Source organism: Streptomyces sp. NPDC026575 (genome assembly GCF_055567415.1).
Window position 1 is genome coordinate 82,191 of the sequence record NZ_JBVHQM010000024.1, and the last position, 18,203, is coordinate 100,393.

General features: G+C 72.6%; 16 protein-coding genes. 11 read left to right on the forward strand and 5 right to left on the reverse strand.

Going from position 1 to position 18,203, the window contains the following annotated elements:
- Positions 1-91 precede the first annotated feature (91 nt).
- Positions 92-1,069: a dihydrodipicolinate synthase family protein gene (locus ACZ4NB_RS29025; RefSeq protein WP_467665998.1), complete on the reverse strand. Its 978-nt coding sequence runs from the start codon at positions 1,067-1,069 to the stop codon at positions 92-94.
- Between the two features lie 227 nt (positions 1,070-1,296).
- Here ACZ4NB_RS29025 and ACZ4NB_RS29030 point away from each other — a divergent pair, with 227 nt between their 5' ends.
- The 7 genes from ACZ4NB_RS29030 (at position 1,297) to ACZ4NB_RS29060 (ending at position 6,858) form a co-directional block, all read left to right on the forward strand.
- Positions 1,297-1,980 carry a FadR/GntR family transcriptional regulator gene (locus tag ACZ4NB_RS29030; RefSeq protein ID WP_467665999.1) on the forward strand — a complete coding sequence of 228 codons (684 nt, stop codon included), beginning with the start codon at positions 1,297-1,299 and terminating at the stop codon, positions 1,978-1,980.
- 187 nt (positions 1,981-2,167) lie between these two features.
- The gene (locus ACZ4NB_RS29035) at positions 2,168-2,587 is read left to right on the forward strand and encodes a hypothetical protein (protein ID WP_467666000.1); all 420 of its coding nucleotides are present in this window, start codon (positions 2,168-2,170) and stop codon (positions 2,585-2,587) included.
- A complete protein-coding gene (locus tag ACZ4NB_RS29040; protein ID WP_467666001.1) occupies positions 2,584-3,912 on the forward strand; it encodes an ABC transporter substrate-binding protein in 1,329 nt (442 codons plus the stop codon). The genes ACZ4NB_RS29035 and ACZ4NB_RS29040 overlap by 4 nt, the downstream gene beginning before the upstream one ends.
- Positions 3,909-4,889, forward strand: a complete 981-nt coding sequence (locus ACZ4NB_RS29045) for a carbohydrate ABC transporter permease (RefSeq protein ID WP_467666002.1) — start codon at positions 3,909-3,911, stop codon at positions 4,887-4,889. The genes ACZ4NB_RS29040 and ACZ4NB_RS29045 overlap by 4 nt, the downstream gene beginning before the upstream one ends.
- Positions 4,886-5,734, forward strand: a complete 849-nt coding sequence (locus ACZ4NB_RS29050; protein ID WP_467666003.1) for a carbohydrate ABC transporter permease — start codon at positions 4,886-4,888, stop codon at positions 5,732-5,734. The genes ACZ4NB_RS29045 and ACZ4NB_RS29050 overlap by 4 nt, the downstream gene beginning before the upstream one ends.
- Positions 5,735-5,809: 75 nt before the next feature.
- The gene (npdG, locus tag ACZ4NB_RS29055; RefSeq protein WP_467666004.1) at positions 5,810-6,541 is read left to right on the forward strand and encodes an NADPH-dependent F420 reductase; all 732 of its coding nucleotides are present in this window, start codon (positions 5,810-5,812) and stop codon (positions 6,539-6,541) included.
- A 98-nt stretch (positions 6,542-6,639) separates the two neighbouring features.
- Entirely contained in the window at positions 6,640-6,858 is a 219-nt protein-coding gene (locus ACZ4NB_RS29060) for a hypothetical protein (protein ID WP_467666005.1), read from the forward strand.
- A gap of 9 nt (positions 6,859-6,867) precedes the next feature.
- Here ACZ4NB_RS29060 and ACZ4NB_RS29065 read toward each other — a convergent pair whose 3' ends face one another.
- Positions 6,868-7,668 carry a site-2 protease family protein gene (locus tag ACZ4NB_RS29065; protein WP_467666006.1) on the reverse strand — a complete coding sequence of 267 codons (801 nt, stop codon included), beginning with the start codon at positions 7,666-7,668 and terminating at the stop codon, positions 6,868-6,870.
- Between the two features lie 155 nt (positions 7,669-7,823).
- On the opposite strand from ACZ4NB_RS29065, the gene ACZ4NB_RS29070 reads away from it, so the two are divergent.
- Positions 7,824-11,255 (forward strand): AfsR/SARP family transcriptional regulator, encoded by a 3,432-nt coding sequence (locus tag ACZ4NB_RS29070; protein WP_467666007.1) that lies wholly within the window; start codon positions 7,824-7,826, stop codon positions 11,253-11,255.
- 52 nt (positions 11,256-11,307) lie between these two features.
- Here ACZ4NB_RS29070 and ACZ4NB_RS29075 read toward each other — a convergent pair whose 3' ends face one another.
- From ACZ4NB_RS29075 to panB, 3 genes are all read right to left on the reverse strand, one after another.
- Positions 11,308-12,138 (reverse strand): ABC transporter permease, encoded by an 831-nt coding sequence (locus ACZ4NB_RS29075; protein WP_467666008.1) that lies wholly within the window; start codon positions 12,136-12,138, stop codon positions 11,308-11,310.
- Positions 12,135-13,157, reverse strand: coding sequence for an ATP-binding cassette domain-containing protein (locus ACZ4NB_RS29080; protein ID WP_467666009.1), 1,023 nt, complete (start codon positions 13,155-13,157; stop codon positions 12,135-12,137). Before ACZ4NB_RS29080 ends, ACZ4NB_RS29075 begins: the two co-directional genes overlap by 4 nt.
- A gap of 171 nt (positions 13,158-13,328) precedes the next feature.
- Positions 13,329-14,234, reverse strand: a complete 906-nt coding sequence (gene panB / locus ACZ4NB_RS29085; protein ID WP_467666010.1) for a 3-methyl-2-oxobutanoate hydroxymethyltransferase — start codon at positions 14,232-14,234, stop codon at positions 13,329-13,331.
- A 203-nt stretch (positions 14,235-14,437) separates the two neighbouring features.
- Between panB and ACZ4NB_RS29090 the strand changes: the two genes are divergently transcribed.
- From ACZ4NB_RS29090 to ACZ4NB_RS29100, 3 genes are all read left to right on the forward strand, one after another.
- A complete protein-coding gene (locus tag ACZ4NB_RS29090) occupies positions 14,438-16,066 on the forward strand; it encodes an MFS transporter (protein WP_467666011.1) in 1,629 nt (542 codons plus the stop codon).
- A complete protein-coding gene (locus ACZ4NB_RS29095) occupies positions 16,063-16,725 on the forward strand; it encodes a TetR/AcrR family transcriptional regulator (protein WP_467666012.1) in 663 nt (220 codons plus the stop codon). The genes ACZ4NB_RS29090 and ACZ4NB_RS29095 overlap by 4 nt, the downstream gene beginning before the upstream one ends.
- A gap of 302 nt (positions 16,726-17,027) precedes the next feature.
- Positions 17,028-18,032, forward strand: a complete 1,005-nt coding sequence (locus ACZ4NB_RS29100) for an endonuclease/exonuclease/phosphatase family protein (RefSeq protein WP_467666039.1) — start codon at positions 17,028-17,030, stop codon at positions 18,030-18,032.
- The last annotated feature ends 171 nt before the right edge of the window (positions 18,033-18,203 follow it).

The following is an 18,203-nucleotide window of genomic DNA, read 5'->3' on the forward strand; positions in this document are numbered from 1 at the left end:
TCGCGTTCAACGGCTTTCACCCGTACGGGACGTGCGGCGCCCTCCCTCGTACGGCCGGCCGGGGCCCACGCTGGTCCCCGCGCCGGAAACCTCAGCCGCTGCGGCGGTCCCCCTGCGGCAGTGCCAGACCGGCCTCGGTGAGGAGCCGTCCGACCTCCCGCACCGACTCCTCGCCCAGCGGCAGTTGGGGGAACGCGGTGGTGCCGCGCTGGATCACGCCGAGGAGGTGCAGGGCCGCCTTGAAGGCGCCCAGTGCGGAGGAGCTGCGGCCCATCTCGCTCTCCGGGCCGGTGTCGACCATCGAGAACAGGGCGGCCAGCCGCTCCTGTTCGGTGGCGGCCCGCTCCCAGTCGCCGGACCGGGCCGCGTCGTAGAGGCGTACGTAGCCCGCCGGGTCGACGTTGCCGAGGCCGGGGACGATGCCGTCGGCGCCCGCCAGCAAGGCGGCGTCCGCGGTCAGTTCGGAGCCGGTGAGGATCGCGAAACCGGGGGCGGGGCCGGTGCGGCGGCCGGTGCGGCCGCCGAGCGCCACGATCAGCCGGCGCAGCGAGCCCTCGTCGCCGCTGCTGTCCTTGAGCCCGGCCAGGGTGCCGTCCTCGGCCAGCTCGCGGACCACGGCGGGCGCCAGCTTGCTGTGGACGGCCATGGGGATGTCGTACGCGAGCAGGGGGAGGTCCACGGCCGTGCGCAGATGCCGGAAGTGGGCGGCGATCTCCCGGGGATGGGTGCGGGTGTAGAAGGGCGCGGTGGCGACCAGGGCGTCGGCGCCCAGGCCGGCGGCGGTGCGGGCGTGGTCGAGGACCCGCGGGGTGGTGGTGTCGATGGCGCCGGCGAGCACCGGGACCCGGCCGTCCGCGGCCTTGAGCACCGCTTCCAGGGCGGTGGCGCGCTGGGCGTCGGTCAGGTAGGCGACCTCGCTGGTGGAGCCGAGGGCGAACAGTCCGTGCACTCCGCCGTCGATGAGGTGGTCGACCAGGCGGGCCAGGGAGGCGGTGTCGACCTGGCCGCGCGGGTCGAGCGGGGTGCAGACCGGTGGGATGACGCCGTGGAGAGGGGTGGGCAGTGCCATGGGGGGCTCCGGGTCTCCGATGTCGGACGGATGATGACCGATGTCACCGGACATGGGACGTGGGATGTCCTATGTCGGAGCACAATAGACCTGTTCACAGGCGGTCGGTCAAGGATGTGCGGTCCCGGGTGGGGCGGGTCGGACGGGGGTGCCCCCTGCTCCCCACGGGCTCGGGGAGGGCCGGCGGCGCGGCCCGCGCGGTCGCGGGAGAGGGAGAGGGAGATTCCATGGCGCGAGGGACGATGTCCGAGGATGTGCAGGCGCAGATCAAGAAGTTGATCCTGCAGGGCGGGCTGGTGCCGGGTGACCCGCTGCCCACCGAGGCCGAACTCGTCGCCCTGCTCGACGTCAGCCGCAACTCGGTGCGCGAGGCGCTGAAGGCGCTGCAGGCCATGCGCATCGTGGAGATCCGGCACGGCTTCGGCACCTACGTCGGCCCGCTCACCCTGGAGCCGTTCGTCGAGGGCGTCGCCTTCCGCGCGGCGGTCCGCCACCACCAGGGCGAGCCGAGCCTGTACGAGCTGATGGAGGTCCGCGAGGCCCTGGAGGCGGGCCTGATCGGCACCGTCGCGCGCACGCTGCCCGCCGAGGACCTCACTGCCCTCAAGGGGCTGGTGCGGCGGATGGCGGAGGAGGCGCGCGGCGGCATGGTGCACAGCGACACCGACCGGGCGTTCCACCTCGCCCTCTACCGCTCCCTGGGCAACCACCTGCTGAGCGAGGTGCTGGACGCCTTCTGGGCGGCGCTGCGCCGGGTGCGCGAGGACCTGTCCGACGCCCGCCCGGACCCGGAGGTGACCTGCCGTCAGCACCGGGAGATCGTCGACGCGCTGGAGGCCCGCGACGCGGACCGCGCCGTGGAGGCGATACACCGGCACTTCGACGGGATCCGCCACCGGCTCGCCGATTAGGGGAGGGTCCGACCGCCGAAGGGCGCTGTCCCATTCGTCCCGTTCACCGGGATTTCATGCGGTGTCGGGAGTGTCGTTGCCGACACGGAAGAACGCCATGTGCGGTGCCTTGACGGCCAGTTGGGCACTCCCTATGGTCACCGCAGGACAGGGGACATCCTACGTCCTTGCCCATTGGGGGTGACCCATGGCGTACGAGAGCTCAGTGCCGTACCGGGCCGGGACCGAGGGGTACACGAGCTTCCGGATCCCCGCCGTGGTCCGGGCGCGCTCCGGGGTCCTGCTCGCCTTCGCCGAGGGCCGGGTGCTGGTCCCCGCCAACCACTCCACCCCGCCCACGAGGCCCGGCGACGACGGCACCGAGCCCCGCTACAACGGCAGCCACGCCCTGCTCAGCGACGACGACGGCGCCACCATGGGGGTCCCCCCGCGCGAGCGAAGCCGAGCGTGGGGGAGGACCGCGCACCCGGTCGACGGGCTCCCGGCCGCCTGCTCCGACCTCGTCCGCCTCGACCGCGACAGCGTCGGACTGCTCTACGAGACCGGCGACTTCAGCGCGTACTCGACGATCACCTTCCGCCGCATCCCCGTGGAGGAGCCGACATGACCAGCAACCCCGTGCACCGCAGAACGGTCCTGGGCGGCGCGGCCGCCGTCGCAGCCGGTTTCGCGCTCGCCGGCTGCGGCGACGGCGACGACGGCCGAAAGCCCGAGGAGCGCAAGAAGGGGCAGAAGATCGAGCTGGCCTTCTGGTCCTGGGTGCCGGGCATCGACAAGCCCGTCGACCTGTGGAACCGCCACCACCCCGAGGTCCAGGTCAAGGTCGAGAAGGTGTCGGCCGTCAACGGCGAGCAGTACGCGAAGATGCACGCCGCCATCAAGGCCGGCAACCCGCCCGACCTGGGCCAGATCGAGTTCCCGGTCGTCCCCAGCTTCCTGCTCGACAACGGGCTGCTGGACCTCGCCCCGCTCGGCGCCGCCCGCCACAAGGACAGGTTCTTCGGCTGGCAGTGGCAGCAGTCCGTCTTCGGCCGGGGCGTCTACGCCATCCCGCAGGCGTCCGGGCCGATGGGCCTGTTCGTACGGCAGGACCTGTTCGACAAGTGGGGCGTACGGACCCCCGGGACATGGGACGAGTACGAGAGCGCCGCCAAGGCCGTTCGCAAGAAGGGCGCCTGGATCGAGACCTTCGCCCCCACCAACGGCAACCGCTTCGCGGGCCTCGCCTGGCAGGCCGGCGCCAAGTGGTACGCGGCCGACGGGGACACCTGGATCATCGGCATCGACGACGAACCCACCCGCAAGGTCGCCGACTACTGGGAGGCGCTCGTCAGGCAGAAGCTCGTCAAGACCATCCCGGACCGGCAGAACGCCTGGTATAAGGACCTCCAGACCGGGGCCATCGCGGCTTGGCTGGGCGCCAGTTGGGGCGATGCGCTGCTGTCCGGCAACGCGCCGGGCACCAAGGGCAAGTGGCGGGCCGCGCCGATGCCCCAGTGGAAGGCCGGCGAGAAGGTCTTCGCCAACTGGGGCGGCTCGACCACCGCCGTCTTCGCCAAGGCGCACTACCCCAAGGACGCCCTGGACTTCGCGGTCTGGCTCAACACCGCCCCCGAGTCGATCGCGCTGCTGATCGACGGCGGCTACGGCTTCCCCAGCGCCAAGAAGGGCTACGCCACCGCCGACCTCGACGTCGACAAGCCCTTCTTCGGCGGCCAGGAGTACAGCAGGATCTTCGCGGACGCCGGTGCGCACGTCGACACCAGCTGGCGCTGGGGACCCGGCGTGGACACCCTCTACCAGCGGCTCGGCGACGCCTTCACCGACGCGCTGGCCGACGGCGGCTCCTTCCGCTCCGTGCTGAAGAAGGTGCAGGGCCAGACGCTCTCCGACCTCAAGGGCAAGGGCCTGAAGGTGGAGAGCGGCGGGTGAGCCGGGACACGCTCAGCAGGGCCGAGCCGGTCGCCGTCACGACGCGGGCCCCGCAGCGGCGCCCGCGCCGGGCCTCGCGGACCGAGGCCCGCAACGCCCGCGCCGCGGCCGGCTTCGTCCTGCCCTTCCTCGCCGTCTTCGCCCTCTGCTTCCTCGCCCCGATCGGCTACGCCCTCTACCAGAGCCTGCACCGGACCGAACGCACCGGGCCGCTCGGCCTCGGCGGCCGGGAGCACGAGGCGTTCGCCGGCCTCGACAACTACGCCCATGCGCTCTCCGACGACCGGTTCCTGACCGGCTTCGGCCGGGTGCTGCTCTTCGGCGCCGTGCAGATCCCGCTGATGATCGTGCTCGCCACCGCCCTCGCGCTGCTCCTGGAGAGCGCCTCCGCCCGCTGGGTGCCCTTCTTCCGCAGCGCCTTCTTCCTGCCGTACGGCGTGCCCGGTGTGATCGCCTCGATCCTCTGGGGATTCCTCTACGTCCCCGGCATCAGCCCGCTGGTGAAGATCGCCGACTCGCTCGGCTGGCAGCTGGACTTCCTCTCCCGCGGCACCGTGCTGTGGGCCATCGCCAACATCGTCACCTGGCAGTTCACCGGCTACAACATGCTGGTGCTGATCGCCCAGCTCAAGGCCGTGCCGGGCGAGCTGTACGAGGCGGCGCGGATCGACGGCGCGAGCGCCTGGCAGGTCGCCCGGCACATCAAGATCCCGCTGATCCGGCCGGCGCTGGTGCTCACCACCGTCTTCAGCATCATCGGCACCCTCCAGCTGTTCGCCGAGCCGATGGTGCTGCGCCCGCTGGCCTCCTCCATCGACTCCGGCTTCACCCCCAACCTGCACGCCTACAGCGAGGCGTTCGTCGGCAACAACCAGCATGTGGCGGCGGCCGAGGCGGTGCTGCTGGCACTGGTGGCGTGTGTACTGTCCTTCGGCTTCCTGCGGCTGGTCGGCGGGCGCGCGAAGGAGCACGGATGACCCGGCCCCCGGTCCGCTACCGGATCATCACCGCCTCGCTGCTGACCCTCGGCGCGATCTACTTCCTGGTGCCCGTCTACTGGCTGACCGTCTCCACCACGAAGAACAGCGCCGACCTCTTCGGCACCTTCGGCTTCTGGTTCTCCGACCATCCGCGGCCCCTGGCCCACCTCGTCGACGTCCTCACCTACGACCACGGCATCTACGCCCGCTGGTTCGCCAACTCCCTGCTCTACGCCGGGATCGGCGCGGTCTGCGCCACCCTGCTGTCCGCCGCGGCCGGCTACGCGCTGGCCAAGTTCCCCTTCCGCGGCCGGGAGGCGGTCTTCAACGTCGTGCTCGCCGGGGTGCTGATCCCCGGCACCGCGCTCGCCCTCCCGCTGTACTTCCTCTTCAGCGCGATGGGCCTGGCCAACACCTACTGGGCGGTGCTGATCCCCAGCGTCGTCAGCCCCTTCGGCGTGTACCTCTGCCGGATCTACGCGACCGCCGCCGTGCCCGACTCGCTCCTGGAGGCGGCGCGGATCGACGGCGCGGGCGAGGCGAGGATCTTCGGCGGGCTCGGGCTGCGGCTGATGACCCCCGCGCTGGTCACCGTCTTCCTCTTCCAGTTCGTGCACATCTGGAACAACTACTTCCTGCCGCTGGTGATGCTCTCCGACTCCGACCTCTATCCGATCCAGCTGGGCCTGACCTCCTGGACCGGTTACGCCGACCGCCAACCGGTGCTCTATCAGTACACGGTCGGCGGCGCGTTCTTGTCCGTGGTGCCGCTGATGGTGCTGATGACGGTGCTCCAGCGCTACTGGCGGACGGGGCTGACCGAGGGCAGCGTGAAGTCCTGACCCCGGCGCGGCGCGGCGGGGCGGTACCGGCGGCCGTCACCCCGTACGGCGCAACGGCGTGACAGGATCGCTGTCATGACTACTTCCGACGCTGCGCAGTCCCCGAACGCCGCGACCCGCGCCAAGGCCGCCCTCCAGCGCGACCCCTGGGACCTCCCGGACGTCTCCGGCCTCGTGGTCGGCGTCCTCGGCGGCACCGGCGACCAGGGCCGCGGCCTGGCCTACCGGCTCGCCGTGGCCGGCCAGAAGGTGATCATCGGCTCCCGGGCCGCCGAGCGCGCACAGACCGCCGCCGACGAGCTCGGCCTGGGCATCGAGGGCGCCGAGAACGCCGAGTGCGCCCGCCGCAGCGACGTGGTGATCGTGGCCGTCCCCTGGGAGGGCCACGCCAAGACGCTCACGGCGCTGCGCGAACCGCTGGCCGGCAAGCTCGTCGTCGACTGCGTCAATCCGCTGGGCTTCGACAAGAAGGGCGCCTACGCGCTCAAGCCGGAGGAGGGCAGCGCCGCCGAGCAGGCCGCCGCCCTGCTGCCCGAGTCCCGGGTCACCGCGGCCTTCCACCACCTGTCCGCGGTGCTGCTGCAGGACCCCGCGACCGAGCGGATCGACACCGATGTGATGGTGCTCGGCGAGTCCCGCGCCGACACCGACCTGGTGCAGGCGCTGGCCGCCCGGATCCCCGGGATGCGCGGGGTCTTCGCCGGCCGGCTGCGAGGCGCCCACCAGGTCGAGTCGCTGGTCGCCAACCTGATCTCGGTCAACCGCCGCTACAAGGCGCACGCGGGGCTGCGGGTCACCGACGTCTGACCCCCTGGCGCGCGGGGGCGGGTGGGGCGGGCTCGGGCGGATCGGGGCATGGGGGACACTGGGAGGGATCGTGTGACCCCTCACCCAGGAGCCGACCCATGGCCCTCTTGCCCCCGCCCAGCCCGGCCCGGCGACTCGCCCTCATGGCCCTCGCCGTGTGCGTCCTCGCCGTCGCCGCGGCCGTCGTCTCCTTCGTGCAGGGCAGCTTCATCGGCATCGTCTGGGTCCTGCTGGCCGGTATCTCCAGCAACATGGCGTGGTTCTACGTGCGCAAGACCAAGCTGGAGCAGGCGCAGCGGACCCGGGCGGCCGGCTGAGACCCGGGCTCAGGCCCCCGACGGCAGCAGCTGCGGCTCGCCCTGCCAGAAGCGGAAGAGCTCCTGGCCCAGGTAGCTGTCGAGCTGTGAGACGCCCAGGCCCCGCAGGATCGTGTCCACGAAGTCGAAGAACACGTGGTTGACCTCCGGGACCCACAGCAGCCCGAAGACCGCCAGCAGCCCGAACGGCGCGAACGGCTCCACCTGCCGCCGCAGCTTCAGCGGCAGCCACGGTTCGAGCACGCCGTAGCCGTCGAGGCCGGGCACCGGCAGGAAGTTCAAGATCGCGGCTGTCACCTGGAGCAGCGCGAGGAACGCCAGCGCGAAGCGGAAGGCGGCGGGCACGTCCGCCGACCCGCCGAGCCAGAACGGCGCCGTGCACACCGCCGCGAACACCACGTTCGTCAGCGGTCCGGCCGCCGAGATCAGGCTGTGCCGCCAGCGGCCCCGGATCCGGCCGTGCTCGATGAACACCGCGCCGCCCGGCAGCCCGATCCCGCCCATGATCACGAAGATCACCGGCAGCACGATGCTCAGCAGCGCATGGGTGTACTTCAGCGGGTTCAGCGTCAGATAGCCCTTGGCCTCGACCGAGATGTCGCCGCTGTGCAGGGCGGTGCGGGCGTGCGCGTACTCGTGCAGGCACAGCGAGACCACCCAGCCCGACACCACGAACAAGAAGACCGCGAAGCCGGTGCTCGCGGCGAGGGTGCCGCTCCACACGGCCCACCCCGATACCACCAGGACGGCGGCGAGCGCCAGGAAGACCGGGCTGACGCGGCGGTCGGCGCTCCGGATTGCTGTGGTCATGCTGCGGGCTCCCGAGAGTCTGATGAGGGGCGGCCACGACCGTAACCGGACCACGGCGGCCGGTGCACGGGTCCCCCCAGGCGGCATCGCTTCCCGGCCCCTTCCCCGGGCCGCTGCAGGGGGAAACGAAAACCGGTGGCGAAGGAGTTCCGCCCTTGGACGACAATGGCGTGGTGCGCTACGGAATTCTCGGCACCACCCAGGCCGACCGGGCCGACGGCACCCCCGTCCCCCTCGGCGGCGCACGCCTGCGCGCGCTGCTCGCCGCCCTCGCGCTGCGCCCCGGCCGCGCGCTCTCCCCGGACCTGCTGATCGCCGACGTCTGGGGCGCCGACCCGCCCGCCGACACGGCCGGTGCGCTGCAGGCGCTGGTCGGCCGGCTGCGCCGGGCCCTGGGGCGGGCCGCCATCGTCTCGGTCGACGGCGGCTACCGGCTGTGCGCCGAGCCCGACGCCGTCGATCTGCACCGCTTCGAGCGGCTCACGGCGGACGGCGGCCGGGCACTCGCCGACGCGGACCCGGACCGGGCCGCCGCCCTGCTCGACGAGGCGCTGGCGCTCTGGCGCGGCCCGGCCCTCGCCGACCTCCCGGACGCGCGGGTGGAGGCGGCCCGCGCCGAGAGCCGCCGCCTGGACGCCCAGCGCACCCGCCTCGCCGCGGACCTCGCCCTCGGCCGCGCCGAGCGGGCCCTGCCCACCCTCCTCGCGCTGTGCCAGGACCACCCCCTCGACGAGCCCCTCCAGGCCCTGCGGCTGCGTGCGCTGCGGGCCGCCGGCCGCACGGCCCAGGCCCTGGCGGCCTACGAGGAGATACGCACCGGCCTCGCCGACCGCCTCGGCGCCGACCCGGGCCCGGAGCTGCGCGCCCTGCACGCGGAGCTGCTGGCGCCCGGCCCGGAACCGGCCGCGTCCCCGCCCGCCGCGCCTGCCCCGGCCGCCGCGCCTGCCCCGGCCGCCGCGCCTGCCCCGGCCGCCGCGCCTGCCGCGGCCCCCGCGCCCGCCGCGCCCGCTGCGGCCCCCGCCCCCGCCCGCCCCGGCAACCTCCGCGCCCGGCTCACCTCCTTCGTCGGCCGGGACGCCGATCTGGCGGCGATCCGGTCCGATCTGGCCGAGCACCGGCTGGTGACGCTGCTCGGCCCCGGTGGCGCCGGCAAGACCCGGCTGTCGCAGGAGGCCGCCGAGGCCGCCGCGGCGGCGCTGCCGGAGGCATGGCCGCACGGCGTATGGCTGGCGGAGCTGGCCCCGGTGGACGATCCGCAGACCGTGCCCGAGGCGGTGCTGACCGCGCTGGGCGCCCGCGAGACCGTCGTGCGCGGCACCACCGCCGAAGGGCTGCGCGCCGCCACCGACCCCACCGCCCTGGACCCGCTCGCCCGGCTCGCCGAGCACTGCACCGGCCGCCGGATGCTGCTGGTGCTCGACAACTGCGAGCATGTGATCGGCGCCGCCGCCGAACTCGCCGAGCGGCTGCTGGCCCACTGCCCCGGTGTGACGGTGCTGGCCACCAGCCGCGAACCGCTGGCCGTAGGGGGCGAGGTGCTGCGGCCGGTCGAGCCGCTGCCCGACCCGGTCGCGCTGCGGCTGCTCGCCGACCGCGGGGCCGCCGCCCGCCCCGGTTTCCGGGTCGAGGCCGACGAGGAGACCGCGGCGGCCTGCGCCGAGATCTGCCGCCGGCTCGACGGGCTGCCGCTGGCCATCGAACTGGCCGCCGCCCGGCTGCGGCTGCTCTCCCCGCGGCAGCTGGCCGACCGGCTCGACGACCGCTTCCGCCTGCTGACCAGCGGCAGCCGTACCCTGCTGCCCCGGCAGCAGACGCTGCGCGCGGTGGTGGACTGGTCCTGGGACCTGACCGACGAGCCCGAGCGGGCGGTGCTGCGCCGGCTGTCGGTCTTCGCCGGCGGCTGCGACCTCGCCGCGGCCGAGGCGGTCTGCGCGGGCGACGGCGTGGACGCGTACGAGGTGGCCGGGCTGCTCGGCTCGCTGATCGACAAGTCGCTGGTGGTGGCGGCGCCGGCCGGCCGCGGCGACGGGGAGCAGATGCGCTACCGGCTGCTGGAGACGGTGGGGGAGTACGCCGGTGAGCGGCTGGACGAGGCGGGCGAGCGGGCCGGCGCCGAGCGCCGGCACCTCGTCGCCTACCGCGAACTGGCCCGTACCAGCGACCCGTTGCTGCGCGGGCCCCGCCAGGGCCCCTGCATGGAGCGGCTGGAGCTGGAGCACGACAATCTGCGCACCGCGCTGCGCCGTGCCGTCGCGGCCGGCGACGAGCACGAGGCACTGTGCCTGGTGCTGTCCCTGTACTGGTTCTGGTCGCTGCGCGACCACCGCAGCGACGCCCGCCACTGGGCCACCGCGACCGCCGCGCTCGGCCCCAACCCCTTTCTCCGCCCCGTCGAACCGGCGCCCGAGCTGCACGAGACCCCCATCGACAAGCCGCCGCCGATGGCTCCCGAGCAGCTGACCGAGGCCCGCCGCGAGGTCCGCCTGGTCGCGCTCTCCAGCCTGGACAGCGACATCCAGGCCCTGCGCGACCCGGTGATGCAGGAGGAACTGGCCGGCGTCCTCGCCGCCTACCGCCCCGGCATGCCGCAGACCTGCCGGGTGCCCGGTGTGATGTGGCACTACGCGGTGCTGCTGACCGGGCAGATCGAGCAGCTGGCCGAGCTGGTCGACAGCGGGGTGCGGGCCTGCCGCGACCGGGGCTACGCATGGGAGCTGGCGTACGTCCTGCAGCTGCGCGCCAAGATCTTCAACGACCATGAGGGCGGGCTGCCCCAGGCGTCCCGGGACGCCGACGAGGCGCTGCGGATCTTCCTTCAGGTCGGCGACGCCTGGGGCGCGGCCGAGGCGCTGTCGGGGCGCGCCGAGACCCATGAGAGGCGCGGCGCCTATGAGCTGGCGGCGAGCGACTACCGGGCGGCGATGGTGCACGCCGAGGCGCTGGGCGCCCACGGCCAGACCCTGCTGCTGCGCAGCCGGCTGGGCGCCGTACTGATCGAGGACGGCCAGGGCGAGGCCGGTGAGCGGATGCTGCGCGAGGTGCTTGCCGAGACCGTCAAGGGCAACAGCGGCCGGGACACCGAGCCGTTCGCCCGGATGTCGCTGGCCATGCGGCTGAGCATGACGGGCCGGTTCCAGGAGGCGCGCGAGGAACTGCTCAAGGTGCAGGAGCTGTTCCTTCCGCGGGCCCCGGACCTGTTCGTCGGGGTCCTGGAGGCGTCGCTGATCTCGCTGGATCTGGACGAGGGGAAGACCGAGGGGCTGCTGCCGAGGTTCCGCAAGGCCCTGGAGATGATGCAGGACCCCCTGACGCAGATGGTCTCCCCGGATCTGCCGGTGATCCAACTCCTCGGCGGCGCACGGGTGCTGATGGGCGTGCACGGCGAGCGGGCGGGCCGGGACGCGGCGCGCCTGGTGGGGGCGTACGACGCGCTGCGGGCCGGCAGCCATGTCCCGGCGCTGATCATCCGCGACGACCGGGTCCGTACCGAGGCGGCGGCCCGGGCGATGCTGGGCGACAGCGCCTATGACGCCGCCTACGCCGAAGGCGGTGGCCTCTCCCTCGAAGAGGCCACCGCCCTCATCTGACGCGAGCCGGGCGAAGGGCCGTCCTACGGAGAAGGCCCCCGTAGGACGCGCGTCAGGTCTTGTTGCGGAACTTCGCCACCGCGAGCGGCATCGTGATCGCCGTGATGGCGACCGCCCAGGCGAGGGTGACGATGGTCGGGTGTGCCACCGCGCCCCGGCCGTCGATCAGCGCACGGGCCGCGTCCGCCAGGTTGGAGAGCGGGTTGATGTCCGTGAACCCCTTCAGCCAACCGGGCATGTCCTTGGTCGGCGCGAAGATCGACGAGCCGAACTGGAGCGGCATCAGCACCATCATCGCCACGCCCTGCACCGCCTGCGGGGTCTTCATGGCGAGCCCCAGCAGGATGAAGATCCACATCAGGGCGGCGCCGAAGACCGTGGACAGCACGATCGCGCCGACGAACTCCAGCATGCTGCCGCGGACTTCGAGGCCGATCAGGAAGCCCATGCCCAGCAGGATCGCGGTGGCGATCAGCATCCGGCCGACCTCGACCACGATCTTGGCTATCAGGACCGAGGACCGGGCTATCGGCATGGTCCGGAAGCGGTCCATCACGCCCTTGCGGAAGTCCTCGTTGACGCCCGTGCCCACCGCCATGGCGATGTTCATGCCCATCATCGCCATCATGCCGGGCACCAGATACTGCACATACTGCTGTTGGTTGCCCTTGCCGAACATCGCGCCGCCGAAGACGTACACGAACAGCAGGATGAAGATGACCGGCATCAGCAGGGCGTCGAACATCGACTCGGGATCGTGCTTGATCTGCAGGGCGTTGCGCCGCACCAGGGCGCCGATGTGCCGCAGATTGGCCCGCAGGCCGATCCGGCCCTCGTCGGCGCCGGGCTTGGCGAGCGGCGCCGTGATCGTCGCGGCACTCATGCCGACACCTCCGCGTGGCTCCGGTCCATGACGTCTTCGGCGGCCTCCGAGGTCTTCTGGCCGGTGATGGCCAGGAACACCTCGTCCAGGCTGGGCAGATGGGTGGAGATCCCGGCGAGCGCGAAGCCCCGCTGGCCGAGCACGTTGACCACCGCGGTCAGCTGTTCGTCGCTGATGATCGGGACGTTGACCACACCCCCGTCGTGGTCGGCGGTCGCGCCCGCGATGCCGTCCAGACCGGCCTGCGCGATGGCGCCGACCATGCGGTCCAGCTCGCCGGGCTCCGACGGCCGGATCTGCAGCGTCCGCCCGCCGACCTTGGCCTTCAGCTCGTCGACCCGGCCCTCGGCGATCACCCGGCCGCGGTCGATGACCGTCAGCTCGTCGGCCAGCTGCTCGGCCTCCTCCATGTACTGGGTCGTCAGCAGCACCGTCGCGCCCTCGCGGACCATCCGCTGGACCTCCTCCCACACCTCGTTGCGGGTGCGGGGGTCCAGGCCGGTGGTCGGCTCGTCCAGATACAGCACGGCCGGGCGGCCGATCATCGAGGCGGCGAGGTCCAGCCGGCGGCGCATACCGCCGGAGTACTTGGCCGCGGGCCGCTTGGCGGCCTCGGTCAGCGAGAACCGCTCCAGCATCTCGTCCGCGCGGGTGCGGGCGTCCTTGCGGGACAGATCGAGCAGCCGCCCGATCATGTAGAGGTTCTCCCAGCCGGAGAGCTTCTCGTCGACCGAGGCGTACTGCCCGGTCAGGCCGATCGTGCGGCGCAGCGCGCGGGGCTGGCGCACCACGTCGAAGCCGGCCACGACGGCGCTGCCGGCGTCCGGCACCAGGAGGGTGGACAGGCAGCGCACGAGCGTCGTCTTGCCGGCGCCATTGGGGCCGAGCACGCCGAGCACGGTGCCTTCCTTCACGTCCAGGTCCACCCCGTCGACGGCCTTGACGTCGCCGAAGTGCTTGACCAGACCGCGCACCTCCACGGCGTTGCCGCCCCTGGTGGTTATCGTCTGTCGCGTCATGCCCTCAAAGATGCCAGCGGCCACTGACAGCGCACCGACAGACCGCCGACACCGCGGGCGGGCCACCGACAGCGGCACCGGCGGACCCGGCGGACCCGTCCGGGCACTACGGCGACGGCGGCCGGAACGCGCGGTTCCGGCCGCCGGGCCGAGCTGCTGGGGGAGGCGCGCCTAGTGGAAGGTGTGCTCCTCGGCGGGGAACGTCCCGCCGACGACCTCCTGCGCGAACTCCTTGGCCGCACCGCCGAGCAGCTCCCGCATGTTCAGGTACTGCTTGACGAACTTCGGCACCCGGCCCGCGGTCATGCCGGCCATGTCGGTCCACACCAGCACCTGCGCGTCGCACTCCAGGCCCGCGCCGATGCCGACGGTCGGGATGTGCAGGGAGCGGGTGACCTCGGCGGCCAGTTCGGCCGGGACGGCCTCCAGGACGACCGCGAACGCCCCCGCGTCCTGCACCGCCTTGGCGTCGCGCAGCAGCTGCTGCGCGGCCTCCTCGCCGCGGCCCTGCACGGGGTAGCCGCCGTAGGCGTTGACCGACTGCGGGGTCAGCCCGACGTGCGCCATCACCGGGATGCCCGAGGAGACCAGCAGCTCCACCTGCTCCGCGGAGCGCTCACCGCCCTCCAGCTTGACGGCGCCGACGCCCGCCTCCTTCACCAGCCGGGTGGCGCTGCGCAGCGCCTGGACCGGCCCTTCCTGATACGAGCCGAACGGCAGATCGCCGACGACCAGGCTGCGCTTGGTGCCCCGGACGACCGCGGCGGACAGCAGGGTGATCTCGTCCATGGTGACCGGGACGGTGGACTCGTAGCCGAGATGGCAGTTGCCCATCGAGTCGCCGACCAGCAGGACCGGGATGCCGGCCTCGTCGAAGACGGAGGCGGTCATCGCGTCGTAGGCGGTGAGCATCGGCCACTTCTCGCCGCGCTCCTTGGCGGCGGCGATGTCGCGGACGGTGATCCGGCGCGAGCCGGTGCCTCCGTACAGCGACTTGCCGCGCTCCGAAGCGGGCTTCTCGGCGGACCCCGGGGTGGCCCCGGCGGCGGGCTCGCGAGCAGGCGAAAGCTGCGTCATGGTGACGGCTCCTGTTCATCATCTCGAGGCACCCTGACGGTGTCCCCGGACTCCCCACCATGCTGGCACGGCCCGCACGCAAAGGAAAAGGGAGGGGCGCGACAGGCTCCTGCCACCGTCCGGCTGCGCGGCGCGCCACTCCGGCCGACCCGGCGCTTTACGATACGGAACGGCCCCGTATCGAAATAGGTTAGGGTGTCGCCATGGCCACCTCATCCGCCCCATCCGCCACTCCGGGAGAACCACCCGCCCGGCAGGTCCCCGAGCACATCCACCGCCGCCGCTGGGCGATCCTGTCCACGCTGATGCTCAGCCTGCTGATCGTGGTGCTGGACAACTCCATCCTCAACGTCGCCATGAAGACGATCGCCACGCCGTCGCCCACCGGCCTCGGTGCCACCCAGAGCGAGCTGGAGTGGGCGATCAACGCCTACACGCTGGTCTTCGCCGGGTTGCTGTTCACCTCCGGCCTGCTCGGCGACCGCCTCGGACGCAAGAAGGTGCTGCTCTTCGGCCTGGTGGTCTTCGGCGCCGGCTCGGTGCTCGCCGCGTTCGCCGGTTCCCCCACCCAGCTGATCGTCTTCCGCGCCCTGATGGGCCTGGGCGGCGCGTTCGTGATGCCGGCCACTCTCGCCGTCCTGATGAACGTCTTCGAGCGCGACGAGCAGCCGAGGGCGATCGGCGTGTGGGCCGGCGGCGTGGGCCTGGCCATCGCCATCGGACCGATCGCCGGCGGTCTGCTGCTGGACCACTTCTGGTGGGGCTCGGTCTTCCTCGTCAACGTCCCCATCGTGCTGATCGCGCTGGTCGCGATGGTGATCCTGGTGCCCGACTCCAAGGACCCCAGCCCCGGACGGCTGGACCCGGTCGGGGTGGTGCTGTCCGTCGTCGGCCTGGTCCTGCTGGTCTACGGGATCATCAAGGGCGGCCAGCTCGCCGAATTCACCGACCCCCAGGTGTTCGGCACCATCGCCGGCGGTCTCGTCGTGCTGGCGGTGTTCGTGGCGCACCAGAAGCGCAGCGACCACCCGTCCATCGACATCGGCTACTTCCGCAAGCCCGCGTTCTCCGCGGCCATCGCCGCCATCGCCCTGGTCTTCTTCGCGCTGATGGGCGTCACGTTCTTCATCGTCTTCTACGTCCAGAGCGTGCGCGGCTACACCCCGTTCCAGTCCGGCCTGCTGCTCCTCCCGCTGGCCGCGGCCCAGCTGATCTTCGCGCCGCGGGCCCGGCTGGCCGTGGACCGCTACGGCGCCCGCGCGGTGTGCACCGCCAGCATGCTCGTGGTGGCCGCCACCATGGCGGGCCTGCTGCTGATGGACACCGACACCCCGATGTGGGTGATGGAGGTGCTGTTCTTCCTCCAGGGGGCCGGTATGGCGCACATCATGCCGCCGGTCACCGTCGCGATCATGCAGTCGCTGCCGCGTGAGAAGGCCGGTTCCGGCTCGGCGCTCAACAACGTCTTCCGGCAGGTCGGCGGCACCCTCGGCGTCGCGGTCCTCGGCTCGCTGCTGTCCACGACCTACCGCGACGGCATCCAGCACAAGCTCGACGCCCTGCCCGGCGTGCCCGCCGGCGCCCGGCACGCGGCCGGCGAGTCCATCGAGGCCACCCTCGGCCTCGCGGACCGGATGGGCCCCGCGGGCCGGCCGCTGGTCACCGCCGCCCACGACGCCTTCGTCCACGCCATACACGTCACCGCCCTCGGCTCGGCCGCGGTCTCGGTGATCGGCGCCCTGGTCGTACTGGCCTTCCTGCCGGGCAAAATGGGACCGGTGCCGCAGTCGGCGGAGCCGCAGGACGAGCGGAAGGCGGGCGCAGCGCGATGACCCGGGCGGCGCAGGACCCCCAGGCGACGGCGGCCGAGGCGGAGCCGGGTCCGGCGGCCACCGGGCGGCGCGGCCGGCCGCGCAGCGCCGAGGCCGACTCCGCCATCATCGAGGCGGTGCTGCGCCTGCTGGAGGACGGCGTCTCCATAGGCGAGTTGTCCATGGAGCGGATCGCCCGAGAGGCCGGCGTCGGCAAGGCCACGGTCTACCGCCGCTGGCCCGGCAAGAGCGCGCTGATGCTGGACGTCATGCGGTCGCTGGACGCCCAGAGCCCGCACCTGGCGGGCGATTCGGTACGCGACGACCTGGTCTGCCTGCTGGAGTTCCTGCGCCGCCGGGGGCTGGCCAAGCGCAACTCGGCGCTGCTGCGCACCCTCGTCAGCCATGTCCAGGCCCAGCCCGAGCTGTGGGCCGAGTACCACGACACCGTCGTACGGGCCCGCCACGAGGCGCTGCTCGGCGTCCTGCGGCGCGGTGTGGCCAACGGAGAGATCCGCGCCGACCGCGATCTGGAGACCATCGCCGACCTCTTCGTCGGCCCGATGCTGGCCCGCGCCATGCTCCACGAGCACAAGGAGCTGCCCGAAGGGCTCGCCGAGGACATCGTCGACATGGTCCTTCAGGGCGTACGGCCCGGTCCCCGGGCTGCGGCGGGCTGAAACCGGCCACCGGCCGCGGCGGTTGGCGCGCGGCGGTCCCGCGCCGGCCGGGCGCCGTCGCGCACACCCCGCAAACGCCCCGCGAACCCTGCTCGTATGACCGGATCATGCCCGTTGTGTCACAGCATCCGTCACGAACCCGCAGACCGGAACCCCGACCTGCCGCCGCGCCGTCCTCACATACAAGAAGGCGCACCACGGATCTAAGAAAGTGCGTTACGGCGATCGCCTAGGGTCGTGGATCACAGGCGACGTGCGCACCGGAGCAAGGCAGTGAGGACAGCTACATGGCGCAGGCATACATGACGGAGCCGGGACAGGGGCAGGGGCCCGAGCGGGCCGGTTCCCGGGCCGGACGCCTGCGGAACTGGTGGCGCCCGGAGGGGATGTGGCGGCGCGGCATCGTGCTCGCGGTACTCGCCGTGCTGCTCGGGCTGCTGATGATCCTGCACGCCCGGATCCCCAACGCCGTGGGGAACCTGGGCAGTCTGCTGGAGACGTTCCTGCCGTGGCTGGGCCTGTGCGTCCCGCTGCTGCTGCTCGCCGCGGTCCTGCGGCGCTCCGCGACGGCGCTGGTCGCCCTCGTCCTGCCGGCCTTCGCCTGGGTCAACCTCTTCGGCGGCCAGATCACCGACAAGGCGGGCACCGGCGGCAATCTCACCGTCGTCACCCACAACGTCGACGCCGGCAACCCCGACCCGGCGGCCACCGCCAGGGACATCGTGGCGTCGGGCGCCGACGTGGTGGCCCTGGAGGAGCTGACCGGCGAGGCGCTGCCCACCTACCGCCAGGGGCTGGCGAAGGCGTACCCGTACCACACGGTGCAGGGCACGGTCGGCCTGTGGAGCAAGCGCCCGCTGTCCGACGCCCGGCCGGTGGACATCAAGATGGGCTGGACCCGCGCGCTGCGCGCCACCGTCACCGCCGCCGACGGCCGGCAGTTCGCCGTCTATGTCGCACATCTGCCGTCGGTGCGGGTCAAGGTCGAGGCGGGCTTCACCGCCAACCAGCGCGACGGCAGCGCCGAGGCGCTGGGCGAGGCGATCGCCGCCGACCCGGTCAAGAAGGTCATGCTGCTCGGCGACCTCAACGGGACCATGAACGACCGTTCGCTCGCCCCGGTCACCTCCCAGATGCGCTCCGCGCAGGGCGCGGCCGGCGACGGCTTCGGCTTCAGCTGGCCGGCGGGCTTCCCGATGGCCCGGATCGACCAGATCATGATGAAGGGCATGGATCCGGTCAAGGCGTGGGTCATGCCGTCGACCGGCAGCGACCACCTCCCGGTCGCCGCCTCGGTCAAGATCTGACCGAAGCCGACGGGCCCGGGCGGCGCCGGCCGCTCGGGGCCCGCGGGCCGCGCCGACGACCTGCCGAAACGTAGTCGTCACGCCCCGTTCCCGCCCCGGAATACTCGGGCTGAGAGACTTTGTTCCGTAAGAGAACTTACAGCTCCCCTACGGACGTCCCCGGAAAGGTCT

Coding starts and splice junctions, on each gene's coding strand:
- ACZ4NB_RS29040 (WP_467666001.1), top strand. CDS start 2,584: ATGACCAGCAACCCCGTGCACCGCAGAACGGTCCTGGGCGGCGCGGCC.
- ACZ4NB_RS29090 (WP_467666011.1), top strand. CDS start 14,438: ATGGCCACCTCATCCGCCCCATCCGCCACTCCGGGAGAACCACCCGCC.
- ACZ4NB_RS29025 (WP_467665998.1), bottom strand. CDS start 1,069: ATGGCACTGCCCACCCCTCTCCACGGCGTCATCCCACCGGTCTGCACC.
- ACZ4NB_RS29100 (WP_467666039.1), top strand. CDS start 17,028: ATGACGGAGCCGGGACAGGGGCAGGGGCCCGAGCGGGCCGGTTCCCGG.
- ACZ4NB_RS29030 (WP_467665999.1), top strand. CDS start 1,297: ATGGCGCGAGGGACGATGTCCGAGGATGTGCAGGCGCAGATCAAGAAG.
- ACZ4NB_RS29095 (WP_467666012.1), top strand. CDS start 16,063: ATGACCCGGGCGGCGCAGGACCCCCAGGCGACGGCGGCCGAGGCGGAG.
- npdG (WP_467666004.1), top strand. CDS start 5,810: ATGACTACTTCCGACGCTGCGCAGTCCCCGAACGCCGCGACCCGCGCC.
- panB (WP_467666010.1), bottom strand. CDS start 14,234: ATGACGCAGCTTTCGCCTGCTCGCGAGCCCGCCGCCGGGGCCACCCCG.
- ACZ4NB_RS29075 (WP_467666008.1), bottom strand. CDS start 12,138: ATGAGTGCCGCGACGATCACGGCGCCGCTCGCCAAGCCCGGCGCCGAC.
- ACZ4NB_RS29065 (WP_467666006.1), bottom strand. CDS start 7,668: ATGACCACAGCAATCCGGAGCGCCGACCGCCGCGTCAGCCCGGTCTTC.
- ACZ4NB_RS29060 (WP_467666005.1), top strand. CDS start 6,640: ATGGCCCTCTTGCCCCCGCCCAGCCCGGCCCGGCGACTCGCCCTCATG.
- ACZ4NB_RS29080 (WP_467666009.1), bottom strand. CDS start 13,157: ATGACGCGACAGACGATAACCACCAGGGGCGGCAACGCCGTGGAGGTG.
- ACZ4NB_RS29050 (WP_467666003.1), top strand. CDS start 4,886: ATGACCCGGCCCCCGGTCCGCTACCGGATCATCACCGCCTCGCTGCTG.
- ACZ4NB_RS29035 (WP_467666000.1), top strand. CDS start 2,168: ATGGCGTACGAGAGCTCAGTGCCGTACCGGGCCGGGACCGAGGGGTAC.